An 18,606-nucleotide genomic window follows, 5' to 3' on the forward strand; every position below is an offset into this window, starting at 1 on the left:
CGCCGGGCAAATGCTCCGAACGGGCGGCAAGTGCTGCGACTGTACCGCAAAAAACGAAAAAGGCGCATCGCTGCGCCTTTTTCATGTGCGTCGTGTGCGCGCGAACGCACACACGACCGGGTACGAAGCGCGTTACGCCTTCGGCTGTTCCGGCTGACGCAGACGGATGTGCAGTTCGCGCAGCTGACGCTCGTCGACCGGGCTCGGCGCTTGCGTGAGCAGATCCTGCGCACGCTGCGTCTTCGGGAACGCGATCACGTCGCGGATCGAATCGGCGCCGGCCATCATCGTGACGATGCGGTCGAGACCGAATGCGATACCGCCGTGCGGCGGCGCGCCGTACTGCAGTGCGTCCAGCAGGAAGCCGAACTTGAGCTGTGCTTCTTCAGCACCGATCTTCAGCGCGCGGAACACCTTGCTCTGCACTTCCTCGCGGTGGATACGCACCGAGCCGCCGCCGATTTCCCAGCCGTTCAGCACCATGTCGTAGGCCTTCGCGAGGCAACGGCCCGGATCCGTCTCGAGGTACTCGAGGTGCTCGTCCTTCGGGCTCGTGAACGGGTGGTGAGCCGCGACGTAGCGTGCATCTTCGTCGTCGTATTCGAACATCGGGAAGTCGACGACCCACAGCGGCTTCCAGCCCGCCTGGACGAGGCCGCTCGCCTTGCCGAATTCCGAATGGCCGATCTTCAGGCGCAGCGCGCCGAGGCTGTCGTTGACGACCTTCGCGCGGTCGGCCGCGAAGAAGATGATGTCGCCGTCTTCCGCGCCGGTGCGCTCGAGGATCGCCGCGATCGATGCGTCGTGCAGGTTCTTGACGATCGGGCTCTGCAGGCCGTCACGGCCCTTCGCCTTCTCGTTGACCTTGATCCATGCGAGGCCCTTCGCGCCGTAGATGCGCACGAATTCGGTGTAGCCGTCGATGTCGCCACGCGACAGTTCGCCGCCCTTCGGCACGCGCAGTGCCGCGACACGGCCGTCCTTCGCGTTGGCCGGCGTGCTGAACACCTTGAAGTCGACGTCCTTCATCGCGTCGGTGAGCTCGGTGAATTCGAGCTGCACGCGCAGGTCCGGCTTGTCCGAACCGAAACGCGCCATCGCTTCCGAGTACGGCATCACCGGGAATTTCGCGTCGAGTTCGACGTCGATCGTCGTCTTGAAGATGTGACGGATCATGTCTTCGAACAGGTCACGGATTTCCTGCTCGCCGAGGAACGACGTTTCGCAGTCGATCTGCGTGAATTCCGGCTGACGGTCGGCGCGGAGGTCTTCGTCGCGGAAGCACTTGGTGATCTGGTAGTAACGGTCGAAGTTCGCGACCATCAGCAGCTGCTTGAACAGCTGCGGCGACTGCGGCAGTGCGAAGAACTGGCCCGCGTTCACGCGCGACGGCACGAGGTAGTCGCGCGCGCCTTCCGGCGTGCTCTTCGTCAGCATTGGCGTTTCGATGTCGATGAAGCCCTGCTCGTCGAGGTACTTGCGCGCTTCGATCGCCACACGGTAGCGCAGGCGCAGGTTGTGCTGCATCTGCGGGCGACGCAGGTCGAGCACGCGGTGCGTCAGACGCGTCGTTTCCGACAGGTTGTCGTCGTCGAGCTGGAACGGCGGCGTGACCGACGCGTTCAGCACGTTCAGTTCGTGGCACAGCACTTCGATCTTGCCGCTCTTCAGGCCGGCGTTGACCGTGCCTTCCGGACGGTTGCGCACGAGGCCCTTGATCTGCACGCAGAACTCGTTGCGCACGCCTTCGGCGGTCGCGAACATTTCCGCGCGATCCGGGTCGCACACCACCTGCACGAGGCCTTCACGATCGCGCAGGTCGATGAAGATCACACCGCCGTGATCGCGGCGGCGCTGCACCCAGCCGCACAGCGACACGGTTTGGCCCAGCAGGTGTTCGGTCACGAGACCGCAGTATTCAGTACGCATCGACATGATGTTTGCTTTCGTTCGGTTTGATCAACGGGCGCCGCAACGCGCGGCCCGGGCGATGATTCTTTACTTACAGCGGCGGCTCGACGGGGCGGCGTGCAGGCGCCGGAGCCGGCGCCGGGGGCGCCACCACGCCCATCGAGACGATGTACTTGAGCGCGGCATCGACCGACATGTCGAGTTCGATGACTTCGCTCTTCGGCAGCATCAGGAAGAAGCCCGACGTCGGGTTCGGCGTCGTCGGGATATAGACGCTCACGTATTCTTCCGTCAGATGATTGAGCACGTCGCCGCCCGGCGTGCCGGTCAGAAACGCGATCGTATACGAGCCGCGACGCGGGTATTCGATCAGCAGCGCCTTGCGGAACGCGTTGCCGCTGCTCGACAGCAGCGTGTCCGACACCTGCTTGACGCTCGTGTAGATCGGCCCGACGACCGGGATGTGACGCACCACGGCGTTCCACCACGTGACGAGCTTCTGGCCGATGAAGTTCTGCGTGGCCAGCCCGACGACGAAGATGAACGCGAGCGTCAGCACCGCGCCGATCCCCGGCAGATGGAAGCCGAGCATCCGCTCGGGCTGCCACGATTCGGGCAACAGGAGCAGTGTCTGGTCCATCGTGCCGATGATGAGACCAAGCACCCACAGCGTGATCGCGAGCGGGACGAGAACCAGCAGGCCGGTCAGAAACACCGATTTCAGGGTCGTCTTTTTCATCATCTGCCGTCAATGAACCGCGCCGGCGGCGCGGGTTGGTCGCAGCCCGGCCGGGCCGCGACGGTCAACTGCTGGCGGCGGGCGCTGCAGCCGGGGCGGGCGCTGCGCTCGTCGTCGTGCTTTCGGAACTGCTCGAAGCAGCCGGCGCAGCCGCGGCGGGCGCGGCTTCCGTTGCCGCAGCCGGGGCTGCGTCGCCCGACGCCGTCGCCGGCGCGCTGGTGCCGCCCGAACCGCCACGGAAATCGGTGACATACCAACCCGAACCCTTCAGCTGGAAGCCCGCGGCAGTGACCTGCTTGCGAAATGCATCCTTCCCGCATTCCGGGCACTGCGACAGCGGCGCGTCGCTCATCTTCTGGAGCACGTCCTTCGCGAAACCACACGCTTCGCATCGATAGGCGTAGATCGGCATGATATTTTTCCCGCGGAAACTGGAAACAGCTTGCAAAACCTTGAATTATAGCCGAAACCCCGCCGCGCTCCGGCAATGGCCGCGACACCCGCGCATCAGCGGCGACGCCACGTGAGCCAGCGCTCATGTCCTTCGAACACCGCGAGCGAATCGGTCACGGGCAAATCCTCGACCAGTTCGAAGTGCGGCGTGAGCAGCGCATCGAGTTCGGCACGCTCGATTCCGAACGGCGGCCCCTTCGGTTTCGCCATCAGGAAGAAATAGCCGGCCAGCAATCCGTCAGCAGGCAGCAACTCGGCCATGCGCGTCGCATAGCCGGCACGCATGGCCGGCGGCAGCGCGCACAGGAACGCGCGTTCGTACACCCACTGCACGTCGAACGGCGGCCGGTACGCAAAGAAATCGGCCTGCTCGACGACGCCCGCATGCGCACCGAGCTGCGCCTTCGCGGCAGCCACCGCCTGCGCGGCGAAATCGATCGCACGCACGGGCCAGCCGGCTTCGGCCAGCCACCCGGCCTCCTGCGCACTGCCGCAGCCGGGAATCAGCACCGCGCACGGCTCGAGCCGATTCGCGAACACACTGAAACCCTCGGGCACGCCGCCGAATTCCCACGGCGTCACGCCACGCTCGAAACGCTCGTCCCAGAACGATGCGTTGCCGGGATCGCGCGTCGTGAAATCGGCGGCTGACGGTGTAGCGGGTTGCTTCGGATCGGACATCGCCCTGCTCCTTTCGGTCATGTGCCGTACGCAAGCGCCAGCAGCACACGCGCAACGAGCGCCCCGACGCCGACGGCAAGGCCGAAGATCAGCAGCGCCTGCATCAGCCGGTTCGTCCGCTTCTGCTCGACGAGGATCTGACGCATCAGCTCTTCGCTCGCGGCACGCGGCGCGTCATGGCGCGCGGCCATCGCGTGATGGATCAGGCGCGGCAGTTGCGGCAGCGTCTTGCTCCACTGCGGCGCCTCGACCTTGAAGCGCTCGTACCAGCCGCGCAGGCCGATCTGCTCGGTCATCCAGCGCTCGAGATACGGCTTCGCGGTCTTCCACAGGTCGAGCTCGGGGTCGAGCGAGCGGCCGAGGCCCTCGACGTTCAGCATCGTCTTCTGCAGCAGCACGAGCTGCGGCTGGATCTCGACGTTGAAGCGGCGCGACGTCGAGAACAGGCGCATCAGCACCTGGCCGAGCGAGATGTCCTTCAGCGCGCGGTCGAAATACGGCTCGCACACCGCGCGGATCGCGCTTTCGAGTTCCTCGACGCGCGTTTCGGGCGGCACCCAGCCCGATTCGAGGTGGAGCGTCGCGACGCGGTGGTAGTCGCGCTTGAAGAACGCGAGGAAGTTCTGCGCGAGGTAGTTCTTGTCGAAATCGGACAGCGCGCCGACGATCCCGAAATCGAGCGCGACGTAGCGACCGAACGTATTCGGATCGAGGCTCACCTGGATGTTGCCCGGGTGCATGTCCGCGTGGAAGAAGCCGTCGCGGAACACCTGCGTGAAGAAGATCTCGACGCCTTCGCGCGCGAGCTTCTTGATGTCGACGCCGGCCGAACGCAGCGTCTCGACCTGGCTGATCGGCACGCCGGTCATGCGCTCCATCACGAGCACCTGCGACGTCGAGAAATCCCAGAACATTTCGGGCACGAGCAGCAGGTCGAGGCCCGCGAAGTTGCGGCGCAGCTGGCTGCCGTTGGCGGCCTCGCGCATCAGGTCGAGCTCGTCGTGCAGGTACTTGTCGAATTCGGCGACGACCTCGCGCGGCTTCAGGCGCCGGCCGTCGGCCCACATGCGCTCGGTCCAGATCGCGATGTCGCGCATCAGCGCGAGGTCGGAATCGATCACGGACAGCATGTTCGGGCGCAGCACCTTGACGGCGACGGCCTTGCCCGCGTGCACGCCCTGCTTGAGCTTCGCGAAATGCACCTGCGCGATCGACGCGCTCGCGACCGGCTCGCGCTCGAATTCGTCGAACAGCTCGTCGACCGGCGCACCGAGCGACTTCTCGATGATCCCGATCGCGACCGCCGAATCGAACGGCGGCACCTGGTCCTGCAGCTTCGCGAGTTCGTTCGCGAAATCGACCGACAGCAGGTCGCGGCGCGTCGACAGCACCTGGCCGAACTTCACGAAGATCGGGCCGAGGCTTTCGAGCGCGTGACGCAGCCGCACGGCAGGCGGATCCGAATAGCGGCGGCCGATCGTCGTGATCCGCAACAGCAGCTTCACGCGCCGGTCGTCGATCCGGGACAGCATCACTTCGTCGAGGCCAAAGCGGATGACGGTGTAGACAATCTTGATGAAACGGAAAATGCGCATGCCCTGCGGCCCCTCAGTGCGCGCCGCGCGGGCCGGAACCCGTGCGCGCGCCGATTTTTTGTTCGAGTCGCTCGACCCGCTTTTCGACCCGTGCGAGCGCATCGCGTGCGCGCGCCAGTTCGGCATCGAAGCCGCCGAGCGACGCGCGCCGGACGACTTGCGGGTTCTCGTCGAGCCAGTATTCGGCGACGGAATCGAGCACGTTGCGGCCGGTGCGTCGCGCGCGCGCGCCGGCGTCGCGCACGACCGTCGCGATCCGGTATGCCGCCGCGTCGCCGACCAGCTTCGCGAGATCTTCTTCAGGTTCCCAGCGCAGGTGCTCGGCCAGCTTTGCGATCTGCGTGGCGAACTCCGCGTCGCCCTCGATCTTCACGTGCTTCATCACGGCCGCCTGGCCGCCCTGCAGGAACGCGGCGACCGTGTCGCCGGCAAGCGCGATCGACACGTCGACCTGTTGCGCATCGTGCGCGTCGGCGGCCGACAGATAGCCGTCGGGCTGCACCAGCAGCGTCAGCGTAACCGGGGGCACGTCGATCCGGGCAGTCTTGCCCGAATAGGCAATCAGGCGGTCGCGCGCCCACGATTCGCGGGCGAGCAGGTGATTGACAGCGGCAGCAAAAGGCTTGGCGGCAAAGGTCATCGGGCTGGGAAAGAAAAAACCCGCGCAGGCCGGGCGCCCACGCGGGTTTCTATTGTAACGTCGGATCGTCGGCAGACCGTGCCTGACCGCACACCCGGGCGGCAAGCGGTCGCAGTGCGGCGGCCGTTGCCCGGGTGCCGGCGGCGCCGGCCGCCGGTCACGCTCAGTGCGTGTTGATCTGCTGGATGCCCGCGAGCAGCCAGCCCTGACTGCCCGACTTCGACAGGTTCCACACCTCGTCGAACGGCGCGGCCGACGCGTTCGCCGATTCGCGGATCAGGCCGTGGAAGCGCACGCTCGCCGACTGCTCGATGCCGCGATCCTCGATCGCGACCAGTTCCGCGTCGAGCTGCACGACGTCGGTCTGGTTCGACTCGTTGCCGCGCGAATCGAGGTCGATCTTGATCTCGGCGAACATTTCCGGGGTCGTGAACTCGCGGATGTCGGCCAGGTTGCCCTGGTCCCACGCGGCCTGCAGGCGCACGAAGTAAACCTTCGAGCTGCGCAGGAACGCTTCCGTGTCGAAGCCGGCCGGCACCTGGAGCGGTGCTGCCGCAGCAGCCGCTGCCGCGCCGGTGGCCGCGGCACCGCCGCCGAACACGCCTTGCGCTTCGTTCGCGTAGCTGCTGCCGCTACCCGAGTAGTTGCTGCCGGTGCCGCCCTGCTGGAACGACGGGCTTTGCGAGTAGCCGCCCGACGACGACGCCGAGCCGCCGACCGAGTAAGCCGGCTCGTGCGGACGACGGCGGTTCATGAACTTGCGGATCAGCCAGATGCCGATCGCCGCGAGCAGCGCGATCACGATGACGTTCGCCATCATGCTCGCGAATGCGCCGCCCAGGCCGAAGTGCGACAGCAGCGCCGCGATACCGAGACCGGCCGCGAGGCCGGCGATCGGCCCGAGCCAGCGCGAGCGGTTGGGCTGTGCGGCCGGCGCGGGTGCGGCCGGATTCGCACGCTGCGCCTGCGACGGCGCGGCCTGCTGCATCGGCTGCTGCGCGGGCGGCGTGGCCTGGCGCTGCGTGACGGAGGAGTTCTGGCGGCCGATGCTGCGCCCGCCGCCCATGCGCTTGGCTTCGGCGTCGAGCGATGCGAACGTGCCGGCCGTGAGCAGGCCGACCATCAGCAGCGTGCCGACCCGTCGAGCCCACGGCTTCGACGGCTTGCTACGGTTGAACAACGAACGCGATTCGAACATCAGTTTCTCCGGATGTAAGACAAATGTATGGAAAGAGCCCCTTAATACTTGGCTCCCATGTGTAAAGCTACCACGCCACCTGACAAATTGTAATATTTGACGGCATCGAGGCCCGCTTGTTCCATCATCGTCTTCAGCGTGTCCTGGTCGGGGTGCATCCGAATAGATTCGGCAAGATACCGATAACTTTCGGCATCTTTCGCGAACTTGTCGCCAAGCCACGGTAATACTTTGAAAGAATACAGATCGTACGCTTTTTTCAGCGGATCCCAGACTTTCGAGAATTCCAGCACCATCACGCGGCCGCCGGGCTTCGTCACGCGGCGCATCTCGGCCAGCGCGGCATCCTTGTGCGTCATGTTGCGCAGCCCGAACGCGACCGTGACCACATCGAAGTAGTTGTCCGGAAAGGGAATTTTCTCGGCGTCGCACAGCAGCGACGGCGTCACGATGCCCTTGTCGAGCAGCCGGTCGCGGCCGACGCGCAGCATCGATTCGTTGATGTCCGTATGCCAGACCTCGCCGGTCGGCCCGGCCGCCTTCGCGAACGACCGGGTCAGGTCGCCGGTGCCGGCCGCAAGGTCGAGCACCTTGAAGCCGGGGCGCACGTTCGCCTGCGCGATCGTGAACGCCTTCCACGCGCGGTGCATGCCCGCCGACATCAGGTCGTTCATCAGATCGTAGTTGCTCGCGACCGAATGGAACACACCCGCCACTTTCTTCGCTTTTTCGTTTTCCTCGACGCTTTCGAAGCCGAAGTGGGTTTTGCTCATCGCGTTGATCCTCAGTAAATGGCAAGACGGCGCCGAGCGGGCGCCGTCGAATTTCAGTGGCAGTGGCCGTGCGACGCGTTCGCCGCCGGCATCGGGGCGTCGCGCTCGACGCCCGCCGCCTGCAGTTTGTCGAAATAATCGCGCCACAGCGCATCCTGCTGCGTGGCCAGCTCGTACAGCAGGTCCCACGAATAGATGCCGGTCGAATGGCCGTCGGAAAACGTCGGCTGCAGCGCGTAGTTGCCGACACCCTCGAGCGCGGTGATCGTCACTTCGCGCTTGCCCGTCTGCAACGTCTCCTGGCCGGGCCCGTGGCCGCGCACCTCGGCCGACGGCGAATACACGCGCATCAGCTCGAACGGAATCCGGTAACTCTCGCCGTTCGGGTACTGCAATTCGAGCACGCGCGACACCGCGTGCACGACGACGCCGGACGGAATCGGCGTCGTGGAAGTCAAACCGCTCATGCTTGCCTCGAATCGGTCATGCGTTGAATTTCCTCGCGCACCGCATTGTGCAGCAGCGAGGCCTGCGCTGCGCGCGAGCGCAGCAGCGCCTCGGACACGCTGCGCTGGCGCGGCGCCCAGACGGGCTGCGGGAAGTGTGCGTCGTTGGAAAAGCGCGGGATCACGTGCCAGTGCACGTGCGGCACCATGTTGCCGAGGCTCGCGAGATTCACCTTGTTCGGCTGCATCACGCGGCGCACGGCCCGCTCGACCGCATAGACCACGCGCATCAGATGTGCCCGCTCGGGTTCGCCGAGATCGGAGAATTCGGCCACGTGCGCGCCCCAGATCACCCGGCAGAAGCCCGGGTACTCGTGCTCGCCCGTCGCGAGGACGACACGCACCGCATCGTCCTGCCAGAGCACTTCGCCGCCGTCTTCACGGCAAAACACGCATTCCATCGTCGCTCCCATGTGGACGGGCGCCGGCATTGCTGCGCCGGCGCCCGCTCATTCCTGGCCCGGTCGGGCGGTCGTCATGCCCGCATTAGACCAGCACGCGCTCGATCCCGCCATTGTTCGCGCGTGCGACATAATCGGCCATCCAGTTCTCGCCGAGCACCTGGCGCGCGATTTCGACCACGATGTAGTCGGCTTCGAGGTTCGCGTCCTCGCTGTAGCGCGACAGGCCCTGCAGGCACGACGGGCAGCTCGTCAGGATCTTCACGTCCGGGCCGTTCGCGGCGGCGGCGGCCGGCGCCGGCGCGTTGCCGGCCACGACCGGGATGCTGCGCAGCTTCTCGGCCCCCTTGCGGATCTCCTCTTCCTTGCGGAAGCGGACCTGCGTCGAAATGTCCGGGCGCGTGACCGCGAGCGTGCCCGATTCGCCGCAGCAGCGATCGTTCTTCTCGATCTTGTAGCCGTCCTTCTCGGCGCCCATCAGCTCGTTGACGAGCTTCACCGGGTCCATCGTCTTGATCGGCGTGTGGCACGGGTCGTGATACATGTAGCGCGTGCCCGTCACGCCATCCAGCTTCATCCCCTTCTCGAGCAGGAACTCGTGGATGTCGATGATCCGGCAACCCGGGAAGATCTTGTCGAATTCGTAGCCGGCGAGCTGGTCGTAGCAGGTGCCGCACGACACGACCACCGTCTTGATGTCGAGGTAGTTCAGCGTGTTCGCGACCCGGTGGAACAGCACGCGGTTGTCGGTGACGATCTTCTCCGCCTTGTCGTACTGGCCCGAGCCGCGCTGCGGATAGCCGCAGCACAGGTAGCCCGGCGGCAACACCGTCTGCACGCCGGCTTCCCACAGCATCGCCTGCGTCGCGAGGCCGACCTGCGAGAACAGGCGCTCGGAGCCGCAGCCCGGGAAGTAGAACACCGCTTCCGAATCGACGGTGGTCGACTTCGGATTGCGGATGATCGGCACGATCTTGTTGTCCTCGATGTCGAGCAGCGCGCGCGCCGTCTTCTTCGGCAGGTTGCCCGGCATCTTCTTGTTGACGAAGTGGATCACCTGCTCGACCACGGGCGGCTTGCCGACCGTCGCGGGCGGGTGCTGCGTCTGCTTCGTCACGACCTTCTTCAGCATGTCGTTCGCGAAGCGCTGCACCTTGTAGCCGGCGCCCATCATCACGCTGCGCGCGACGTTGATCGTCTGCGGGTTGGTCGCGTTCAGGAAGAACATGCCCGCCGCATTGCCTGCGTTGAACTTCTTCTTGCCCATCTTGCGCAACAGGTTGCGCATGTTCATCGTGACGTCGCCGAAGTCGATCTTTACCGGGCACGGCGTCGCGCACTTGTGGCACACGGTGCAGTGGTCGGCCACGTCGTTGAACTCGTCCCAGTGCTTGATCGACACGCCGCGGCGCGTCTGTTCCTCGTACAGGAACGCCTCGACCAGCAGCGAGGTTGCAAGGATCTTGTTGCGCGGGCTGTACAGCAGGTTCGCGCGCGGCACGTGGGTCGCGCACACCGGCTTGCACTTGCCGCAGCGCAGGCAGTCCTTCACCGAATCGGCAATCGCGCCGATGTCGGACTGCTTCATGATCAGCGACTCGTACCCCATCAGCCCGAAGCTCGGCGTATAGGCGTTGCGCAGATCGGCGCCTTCGAGCAGCTTGCCCTTGTTGAAGCGGCCGTTCGGGTCGACGCGCTGCTTGTACGCGCGGAATTCGGCGATCTCGTCGTCGGTCAGGAACTCGAGCTTCGTGATGCCGATGCCGTGCTCGCCGGAAATCACGCCGTCGAGCGAACGCGCGAGCGTCATGATGCGTGCGACCGCCGCGTGGGCGTCCTGCAGCATCTCGTAGTTGTCGGAGTTGACCGGCAGGTTGGTGTGGACGTTGCCGTCGCCCGCGTGCATGTGCAGCGCGACGAACACGCGGCCGCGCAGCACCTGCTTGTGGATCGCCTGCGCCTCGTCGAGGATCTGCTTGAACGCGCCGCCGTTGAAGATCGCGCGCAGCTCTGCACGGATCTCCTGCTTCCACGAGATGCGGACCGTGCGGTCTTGCGTGACGTGGAACACGGTCGCGCCCGGTTGATCGTCCGCGCGATCGGCGAACTTCTCGGCAAGCGCCTCGTAGCCGAGCTGCACGAGGTAGTGCTGCGCCTCGCGCAGCGGCTGGTCGAGCCGGTCGCGCACGAATTCCCAGCGGGCACGCACGCGCTTGAGCAGCTCCAGCGCCTGCTGGACCCGGTCTTCGAGCAGTTCGGCGCTCGGGATCTCGTTCGCGTCGTCGGTCTTGCCAAGGGGCAGGTTGCCGGCACGGAAAAACGCTTCCAGCGCGTCGACGAGCTGCAGCTTGTTCTTCAGCGACAGCTCGATGTTGATCCGCTCGATACCGTCGGTGTACTCACCCATCCGGTTCAGCGGGATCACGACGTCTTCGTTGATCTTGAACGCGTTCGTGTGCTTCGCGATCGCGGCCGTGCGGCTGCGGTCGAGCCAGAAGCGCTTGCGCGCCTCCGCGCTGACCGCGACGAAGCCTTCGCCGCTCTTGCCGTTCGCCATCCGGATCACTTCGGACGTGGCGTGCGCGACCGCATCGGCATCGTCGCCGACGATGTCGCCGATCAGCACCATCTTGGGGAATGAATTGCGCTTGCTTTTGGTCGCGTAGCCGACCGCGCGCAGGTAGCGCTCGTCGAGGTGCTCGAGGCCCGCGAGGATCGCGCCGCCCTGCTTCGACGTTTCGAACAGGTAATCCTTGATCTCGACGATGCTCGGGATCGCCTCGCGCGCCTGGCCGAAGAATTCGAGGCAGACGGTGCGCGTGTGCGCGGGCATCTTGTGCAGCACCCAGCGCGCGGACGTGATGAGCCCGTCGCAGCCTTCCTTCTGCACGCCCGGCAGGCCGGCGAGGAACTTGTCGGTCACGTCCTTGCCGAGCCCTTCCTTGCGGAACCGGCGGCCTTCGATCTCGAGCATCTCGCTCTTCAGCAGCTTCTCGCCCGGCGCGTAGGCGCCGTCGAACCACTTCAGCTCGAAGCGCGCGACCGCGATGTCGTGGATCTTGCCCTGGTTGTGCTCGTGGCGCGTGACTTCGAGCCAGTTGCCGTCCGGGTCGACCATCCGCCACCAGGCCAGGTTGTCGAGCGCGGTGCCCCACAGCACGGCCTTCTTGCCGCCCGCGTTCATCGCGACGTTGCCGCCGATGCACGATGCGTCGAGCGAGGTCGGATCGACCGCGAACACGTAGCCGGCCGCTTCCGCCGCCTCGGTCACGCGGCGCGTGACGACGCCCGCGCCGGAGAAGATCGTCGGCACCTTGTGCGCGACGCCCGGCAGCTCGGTCAGCTCGACCGCGCCGAGTTGCTCGAGCTTTTCGGTGTTGATGACGGCGGAGAACGGCGTGAGCGGCACCGCGCCGCCCGTGTAGCCGGTGCCGCCGCCGCGCGGGATCACGGTCAGGCCGAGCTCGAAGCAGGCCTTGATGAGGCCGGCGATCTCGGCTTCGCTATCGGGGGTCAGCACGACGAACGGGTATTCGACACGCCAGTCGGTCGCGTCGGTCACGTGCGACACGCGCGACAGCCCGTCGAAACGGATGTTGTCCTTCTGCGTGCAGCGGCCGAGCGCCTTGGTCGCGCGGCGGCGCAGGTCGGCCATCTTCTCGAATTCGTCGGCGAACTCGTTGACCGCGCGCTGCGCGGCGGTTTCGAGCATCTCGACGCGCGAGGCACGCTCACGGCCCGCGTCGTCGCGGTGCTCGGTGAGGTCCGCGCTGCGGCGCTTGCCGATTTCGGTGAGGCGGTGGTTCAGCGCCTCGATCAGCAGCGCGCGGCGCTTCGGGTTGTCGAGCAGGTCGTCCTGCAGGTACGGGTTGCGGCGCACGACCCAGATGTCGCCGAGCACTTCATACAGCATCCGTGCCGAGCGGCCCGTACGGCGCTCGGCACGCAGTTCGTCGAGCACCGACCACGCCTCTTCGCCGAGCAGGCGGATCACGATCTCGCGATCCGAGAAGGACGTGTAGTTGTAGGGAATCTCACGCAAGCGGGGCGCGGGGTCGGAGGCGACGGCAGCGGCCGCGCCATGCGGATCGAAAACTTGTGGTGCGTTCATGTTCGGACGACTCGGAGGGCCGATACACCGTGCACGGGCGTCGGCAAGCGCGTGGGCGCAATCTTGGGGAAATCTGTTCTGTTACCAGGCGCGCGGCTGTCCTTCATGGGGCCGGAGCGGGCGACTCGCCCCTCCTGGCCGGCGACAGGGCCTGGCGGCACTCGGAACGATCAGCACGATCGCGCGCGGCGCGCATGCCGTTCGGCCGCGGGGCAGGCTGCGCGCGGCGTCGGCTTCAACGGTGCGATCCGAGGGTGCCTCTGCATCTTCCGATCCTTGATTCAAAACGGAATTCTAACCCATGATCGGGCCATGCGTGACACGTCGGACAGGTCGTGGGGCTATCCCCGCGAGCCGCGCCAGGCCTGGCTCGGCGCGATTTCATGTGATCATTCGCCGTCCGTCCGGTCGGTAACCACGCGGTTAAGCCGGTAAAAAAGGCCGCGCGCGCTCGCCGACGCCCCGCCCACACGGCCCCGCGAGCACCCGCTCGGCATGCCGCTTGCGTGCAGGCAGACCCTTGGCGCTATCATTGATCCTTTACCGTCTGCTTCCGCACTGCACGCGAGCGCCCATGGCATCCCACGATTACCTGAAGAAAATCCTCACCGCGCGCGTCTACGACGTCGCGATCGAGACGGAACTCGAATCCGCCCGCAACCTGTCGGCCCGCCTGCGCAACGCCGTCTACCTGAAGCGCGAGGACAACCAGCCGGTGTTCTCGTTCAAGCTGCGCGGCGCGTACAACAAGATGGCGCACATTCCGTCGGAAGCACTCGCGCGCGGCGTGATTACGGCGTCGGCCGGCAACCACGCGCAGGGTGTCGCGTTCTCGGCGGCCCGGATGGGCGTCAAGGCCGTGATCGTCGTGCCCGTCACGACGCCGCAGGTGAAGGTCGATGCGGTGCGTGCGCACGGCGGCCCGAGCGTCGAGGTGATCCAGGCCGGCGAGTCGTACAGCGACGCGTATGCATACGCGGTCAAGGTGCAGGAAGAGCGCGGCCTCACGTTCGTCCACCCGTTCGACGATCCGTACGTGATCGCCGGCCAGGGCACGATCGCGATGGAAATCCTGCGCCAGCACCAGGGCCCGATCCACGCGATCTTCGTGCCGATCGGCGGCGGCGGGCTTGCGTCCGGCGTCGCGGCCTACGTGAAGGCGGTGCGGCCGGAGATCAAGGTGATCGGCGTGCAGGCCGAGGATTCGTGCGCGATGGCGCAGTCGCTGGAAGCCGGCAAGCGCGTCGAGCTGAGCGAGGTCGGCCTGTTCGCGGACGGCACTGCCGTGAAGCTGGTCGGCGAGGAAACCTTCCGGCTCTGCAGCGAATACCTCGACGGCGTCGTGACGGTGAACACCGACGCACTGTGCGCAGCGATCAAGGACGTCTTTCAAGATACGCGCAGCGTGCTCGAACCGTCCGGCGCGCTCGCGGTCGCGGGCGCGAAGCTCTACGCGGAACGCGAAGGCATCGAGAACCAGACGCTCGTCGCGGTCACGTCCGGCGCGAACATGAACTTCGACCGGATGCGCTTCGTCGCCGAGCGCGCGGAAGTGGGTGAAGCGCGCGAAGCCGTGTTCGCGGTCACGATCCCCGAGGAGCGCGGCAGCTTCAAGCGCTTCTGCTTGCTCGTCGGCGACCGCAACGTCACCGAGTTCAACTACCGGATCGCCGATGCGCAGGCCGCGCACATCTTCGTCGGCGTGCAGATCAAGCGCCGCGGCGAATCGGCCGAGATCGCCGCGAACTTCGAATCGCACGGCTTCAAGAGCGTCGACCTGACGCATGACGAGCTGTCGAAGGAACACATCCGCTACATGGTGGGCGGCCGCTCGCCGCTCGCGCTCGACGAGCGCCTGTTCCGCTTCGAATTCCCGGAACGGCCGGGCGCGCTGATGAAGTTCCTGTCGTCGATGGCGCCGGACTGGAACATCAGCCTGTTCCACTATCGTAACCAGGGCGCGGACTACAGCTCGATCCTCGTGGGGCTGCAGGTGCCGCAGGCCGATCACGCCGAATTCGAACGCTTCCTCGCGGCACTCGGTTATCCGTATGTCGAGGAGAGCGCCAACCCGGCTTACCGCCTCTTCCTGTCGTAAAGGCGTCACGCATGAATCCCGAACATTCCCCGCTCGGCAAGGCCACCGTCTACGCCGCCCAGTACGACGCGTCGCTGCTGTTCCCGATCCCGCGCGCCGGCGCGCGCGAGCAGCTCGGCATCACGTCGGCGCTGCCGTTCTTCGGCACCGACATCTGGAACGCCTACGAGCTGTCGTGGCTCAACGCGCGCGGCAAGCCGCAGATCGCGGTCGCGACGTTCTACGTGCCGGCCGAATCGCCGAACATCGTCGAATCGAAGTCGTTCAAGCTGTATCTCGGCTCGTTCGCGCAGACGAAGTTCGATTCGATCGACGCGGTGCGCGACGCGCTGAAGCGCGACGTGTCGGCCGCGTGCGGCGCGACCGTGTCCGTGCAGCTCGTGTCGCCGCACGATTTCGGCAAGCTCGAGATGGACGAGCTCGACGGGCTGTCGCTCGACCGGCTCGACCTCGACACCGACGTGTACGAACCCGATCCGTCGCTGCTGTCGGCCGCTGAAGACGAAGCGCCGGTCGAGGAGACGCTCGTGTCCGACCTGCTGCGCTCGAACTGCCCGGTCACCGGCCAGCCCGACTGGGGCAGCGTGCAGATCCACTACGTCGGGCCGCAGATCGATCACGCGGGCCTGCTGCGCTACATCATCTCGTTCCGCAATCACACGGGCTTTCACGAGCAGTGCGTCGAGCGGATCTTCCTCGACATCCTGCACGCGTGCAAACCGGTGAAGCTCGCGGTGTACGCACGCTATACGCGTCGCGGCGGGCTCGACATCAACCCGTTCCGCACCAACTACAACCAGCCGATGCCGGACAACGCGCGCAACGCGCGGCAGTGACGGCGGCGGGTGGCCGCGGTTCGCAGTTGGCAACGTGCGGCGGTACCCCCTGATAAAACGGCCCGACCGGGTTCAACCGGCCGGGCCGTTTTTCATTGCGCGGAGAAACGCGGCCGGCCCACGGTCAACCTTTCACCGGCCGCTCCGGAAGAAGCTCCACCAGGCGCAACAAATAGCCGTCGGGATCCTGCACCAGCATCTCGACCTGGCCATGCTCGATCTCGCCCTCCCGATACCAGGACGTGCGCGGCTCGACGAACAGCGTCACGCCCGCGGCGCGCATCCTGTCGAGGATCGGATCGAGCGCATCGACCTCGATCTGAAAATTGATCCCGCGCCCGAACGGCGGCTCCAGCGGGCCGGTCAACCAGCCCTCCGGGCTGTGCTGCTCGAGCATCAGCTGAGCGCCCCCGATCTCGAGATAGGCGAACCCGTCTTCCGGACGCTCGAAGCGAATCCGGAATCCGAGCACGTCGCGATAGAAGCGAATGCTTCCGGCAAGGTCCGAGCAAATCAGCTCCGGCACCAGCGCAGCCCATTCCATGCACATCCTCCCCGTATGGTCATGCGGCACCTTACATGAACGGACGGGATGCGTTGCGACGGTTGCGGCCTCGGGAACACAGCCCGCCGGTCGACCGGTGCCCGGCACATGAAAAAACGGGCCCGGCGCATGCGAATGCGCCGGGCCCGTTGCGTAGCGGCTTGCCGTGGCGGCGTTACTTCGCCGGCGCCTTGTACGCGATGCAGTCGACCTCGACCTTGCAGTCGATGACCATGCTCGACTGCACGCACGCGCGTGCCGGCGGATGCTCGCCGAAGTACGAGATGAACACCTTGTTGAACGACGCGAAATCGCGCGCGTCGTCGAGCCACACGCCGCAGCGCACGACGTGCTCGAGGCCGTAGCCGGCTTCCTTCAGGATCGCGATCACGTTCTCGATCGTCTGCTTCGACTGCGTGACGATGCCGCCTTCGACGACCTCGCCGTTCACCATCGGCGTCTGGCCCGACACGTACAGCCAGCCGTCGGCTTCGACCGCACGTGCAAACGGCATCACCTGGCCGCCCGTGCCCTTCGCTTCGCCTACGCCATATCGCTTCATCGTTTCACTCCTTGTTTCGGTTACGAATGCGCGCACCGACGACGGCGCGCGCGGCAGATCGGACAACCACCGCGTTCAGAACGCGGCGTCGGCACTCGCCGGCACGCGCTCGCCGCGCGCGACGAAGCCGCCGGCGCGCTCGCCGGTCGGCTGGCCGTTTTCATAAGTGAGCACGCCGTTCACCCACACGGCGTCGATCCCGTGCGCGGGCTGCTGCGGCTTCTCGAACGTCGCGGCGTCGATCACGCTCGCCGGATCGAACAACACGAGATCCGCGTGGTAGCCCACGTGCACCTCGCCGCGCCGTGCGATCCCGTAGCGGCGCGCGGACAGCGACGTCATCTTGCGGATCGCCTCTTCGAGCGGCAGCAGGTTCGTGTCGCGCACGTAGTGGCCGAGCACGCGCGGGAACGCGCCCCACAGCCGCGGGTGCGGCAGCGGATCGTTCGGCAGGCCGTCGGAGCCGACCATCGTCGCGGGATGCGACAGGATCCGGCGCACGTCGTCCTCGGACATGTTGTGGTACACGGCGCCCGCCGGGCGGATGCGCTGCGCGGCCTCCTGCTCGGTCACGCCCCACTCGGCCGCGATCGCCTTCAGCAGCTTGCCCGCCACTTCCGGGTGCGGCTCGGACCATGTGATCGTGATGTCGATGTCGCCCGTCACCTGCTTCAGGTCAAGAGTCGACGAGCTGCGGCTGTACGGATAGCAGTCGCAGCCGACCGGCTGGTAGCGGCGCGCGCCTTCGAGCGACGCGAGCACTTCGGTGCTGCGCCCCCAGTTCGACGGGCCCGCGCACTTCAGGTGCGAGATCACGACCGGCACGCGTGCATGGCGGCCGACCTGGTACGCCTCTTCCATCGCATCGAGGATCGCGTCGAACTCGGTGCGCATGTGCGTCGTGTACAGCGCGCCCGCATTTGCGAGCGGTTCGGCGAGCGCCATCACCTCCTCGGTCGGCGCCGCGAACGCGGAGCCGTACGCGAGGCCCGACGACAGGCCGAGCGCGCCGTTCGCGAGCGCCTCCTCGAGTTGCGCGCGCATGCCGGCGATCTCGCCGTCGGTCGCCGCGCGGTCGAGGCGGTCCATCTGGTTGTTGCGCAGCGCCGTGTGGCCGACGAGCGCCGCAACGTTCACGGCCGGACGCGCGCCGTTCACGGCCGCGACGTAGTCGGCGAAGGTCGGGTACTGGAACGCACCGCGCTCGCCGAGCAGGTTCATCGGATCGGGCGGATCGCCCGCGAGCGTCACCGGCGACGCGCTGATCCCGCAGTTGCCGACGATCACGGTCGTCACGCCCTGCGAGATCTTCGGGATCATCTCCGGTGCGCGGATCACGTGAGTGTCGTCGTGCGTGTGCACGTCGACGAAGCCCGGCGCGAGCGCGCGGCCGTTCGCATCGATGACGTTCTCGGCAAGCCAGTTCGACAGGTTGCCGATCGCCGCGATCAGGCCGTTGCGGATCGCGACGTCGCGCGTGACGGGCGGCGCGCCGGTACCGTCGTAAAGCTGCGCGCCGACGATCAGCGTATCGGCGGCTTCGGGGTGCGAATGCATG

At 66.3% G+C, this 18,606-nt stretch carries 16 protein-coding genes; 2 read left to right on the forward strand and 14 right to left on the reverse strand.

Features of this window, described 5'->3' with window-relative positions:
* Window positions 1-132: 132 nt before the first annotated feature.
* From aspS to CFB50_RS15145, 11 genes are all read right to left on the reverse strand, one after another.
* On the reverse strand, window positions 133-1,935 hold the full coding sequence (aspS, locus tag CFB50_RS15095) for an aspartate--tRNA ligase (protein WP_069248828.1): 1,803 nt from the start codon (window positions 1,933-1,935) through the stop codon (window positions 133-135).
* 67 nt (window positions 1,936-2,002) lie between these two features.
* Complete coding sequence (locus CFB50_RS15100) at window positions 2,003-2,653, reverse strand: DUF502 domain-containing protein (RefSeq protein WP_069248829.1); 651 nt, start codon at window positions 2,651-2,653, stop codon at window positions 2,003-2,005.
* A gap of 61 nt (window positions 2,654-2,714) precedes the next feature.
* Window positions 2,715-3,062 carry an FmdB family zinc ribbon protein gene (locus tag CFB50_RS15105; protein WP_011353158.1) on the reverse strand — a complete coding sequence of 116 codons (348 nt, stop codon included), beginning with the start codon at window positions 3,060-3,062 and terminating at the stop codon, window positions 2,715-2,717.
* Between the two features lie 95 nt (window positions 3,063-3,157).
* Window positions 3,158-3,784, reverse strand: a complete 627-nt coding sequence (locus tag CFB50_RS15110; protein ID WP_089446383.1) for an SAM-dependent methyltransferase — start codon at window positions 3,782-3,784, stop codon at window positions 3,158-3,160.
* 17 nt (window positions 3,785-3,801) lie between these two features.
* Window positions 3,802-5,379, reverse strand: a complete 1,578-nt coding sequence (gene ubiB / locus CFB50_RS15115) for a ubiquinone biosynthesis regulatory protein kinase UbiB (protein ID WP_069248830.1) — start codon at window positions 5,377-5,379, stop codon at window positions 3,802-3,804.
* A 13-nt stretch (window positions 5,380-5,392) separates the two neighbouring features.
* Complete coding sequence (locus CFB50_RS15120) at window positions 5,393-6,019, reverse strand: ubiquinone biosynthesis accessory factor UbiJ (protein ID WP_089446384.1); 627 nt, start codon at window positions 6,017-6,019, stop codon at window positions 5,393-5,395.
* Window positions 6,020-6,182: 163 nt separating this feature from the next.
* Complete coding sequence (locus CFB50_RS15125) at window positions 6,183-7,217, reverse strand: Tim44 domain-containing protein (protein WP_089446385.1); 1,035 nt, start codon at window positions 7,215-7,217, stop codon at window positions 6,183-6,185.
* A gap of 41 nt (window positions 7,218-7,258) precedes the next feature.
* Window positions 7,259-7,990 carry a bifunctional demethylmenaquinone methyltransferase/2-methoxy-6-polyprenyl-1,4-benzoquinol methylase UbiE gene (gene ubiE / locus CFB50_RS15130; protein ID WP_039360112.1) on the reverse strand — a complete coding sequence of 244 codons (732 nt, stop codon included), beginning with the start codon at window positions 7,988-7,990 and terminating at the stop codon, window positions 7,259-7,261.
* A gap of 53 nt (window positions 7,991-8,043) precedes the next feature.
* Complete coding sequence (locus CFB50_RS15135; protein ID WP_089446386.1) at window positions 8,044-8,457, reverse strand: gamma-butyrobetaine hydroxylase-like domain-containing protein; 414 nt, start codon at window positions 8,455-8,457, stop codon at window positions 8,044-8,046.
* Window positions 8,454-8,897 (reverse strand): HIT family protein, encoded by a 444-nt coding sequence (locus tag CFB50_RS15140; protein WP_089446697.1) that lies wholly within the window; start codon window positions 8,895-8,897, stop codon window positions 8,454-8,456. The genes CFB50_RS15135 and CFB50_RS15140 overlap by 4 nt, the downstream gene beginning before the upstream one ends.
* Window positions 8,898-8,982: 85 nt before the next feature.
* On the reverse strand, window positions 8,983-13,008 hold the full coding sequence (locus CFB50_RS15145) for a DUF3683 domain-containing protein (RefSeq protein WP_089446387.1): 4,026 nt from the start codon (window positions 13,006-13,008) through the stop codon (window positions 8,983-8,985).
* A 574-nt stretch (window positions 13,009-13,582) separates the two neighbouring features.
* Here CFB50_RS15145 and ilvA point away from each other — a divergent pair.
* Together ilvA and queF are read left to right on the forward strand one after the other, a co-directional pair.
* Complete coding sequence (gene ilvA / locus CFB50_RS15155) at window positions 13,583-15,106, forward strand: threonine ammonia-lyase, biosynthetic (protein ID WP_089446389.1); 1,524 nt, start codon at window positions 13,583-13,585, stop codon at window positions 15,104-15,106.
* Between the two features lie 11 nt (window positions 15,107-15,117).
* The gene (gene queF / locus CFB50_RS15160; RefSeq protein WP_047852210.1) at window positions 15,118-15,942 is read left to right on the forward strand and encodes an NADPH-dependent 7-cyano-7-deazaguanine reductase QueF; all 825 of its coding nucleotides are present in this window, start codon (window positions 15,118-15,120) and stop codon (window positions 15,940-15,942) included.
* A 124-nt stretch (window positions 15,943-16,066) separates the two neighbouring features.
* Here the strand turns inward: queF and CFB50_RS15165 are convergent, their stop codons facing one another.
* The 3 genes from CFB50_RS15165 to CFB50_RS15175 all read right to left on the reverse strand — a co-directional run bounded on the left by CFB50_RS15165 (window position 16,067) and on the right by CFB50_RS15175 (window position 18,605).
* On the reverse strand, window positions 16,067-16,486 hold the full coding sequence (locus tag CFB50_RS15165) for a bleomycin resistance protein (RefSeq protein WP_089446390.1): 420 nt from the start codon (window positions 16,484-16,486) through the stop codon (window positions 16,067-16,069).
* Window positions 16,487-16,661: 175 nt separating this feature from the next.
* A complete protein-coding gene (locus CFB50_RS15170; RefSeq protein WP_011353171.1) occupies window positions 16,662-17,048 on the reverse strand; it encodes a RidA family protein in 387 nt (128 codons plus the stop codon).
* A gap of 75 nt (window positions 17,049-17,123) precedes the next feature.
* Window positions 17,124-18,605, reverse strand: a complete 1,482-nt coding sequence (locus CFB50_RS15175) for an N-acyl-D-amino-acid deacylase family protein (RefSeq protein WP_089446391.1) — start codon at window positions 18,603-18,605, stop codon at window positions 17,124-17,126.
* Between the last annotated feature and the right edge of the window lies 1 nt (window position 18,606).

Source organism: Burkholderia sp. AU33423, assembly GCF_002223135.1.
Taxonomy (GTDB): Bacteria; Pseudomonadota; Gammaproteobacteria; order Burkholderiales; family Burkholderiaceae; genus Burkholderia; species Burkholderia lata_D.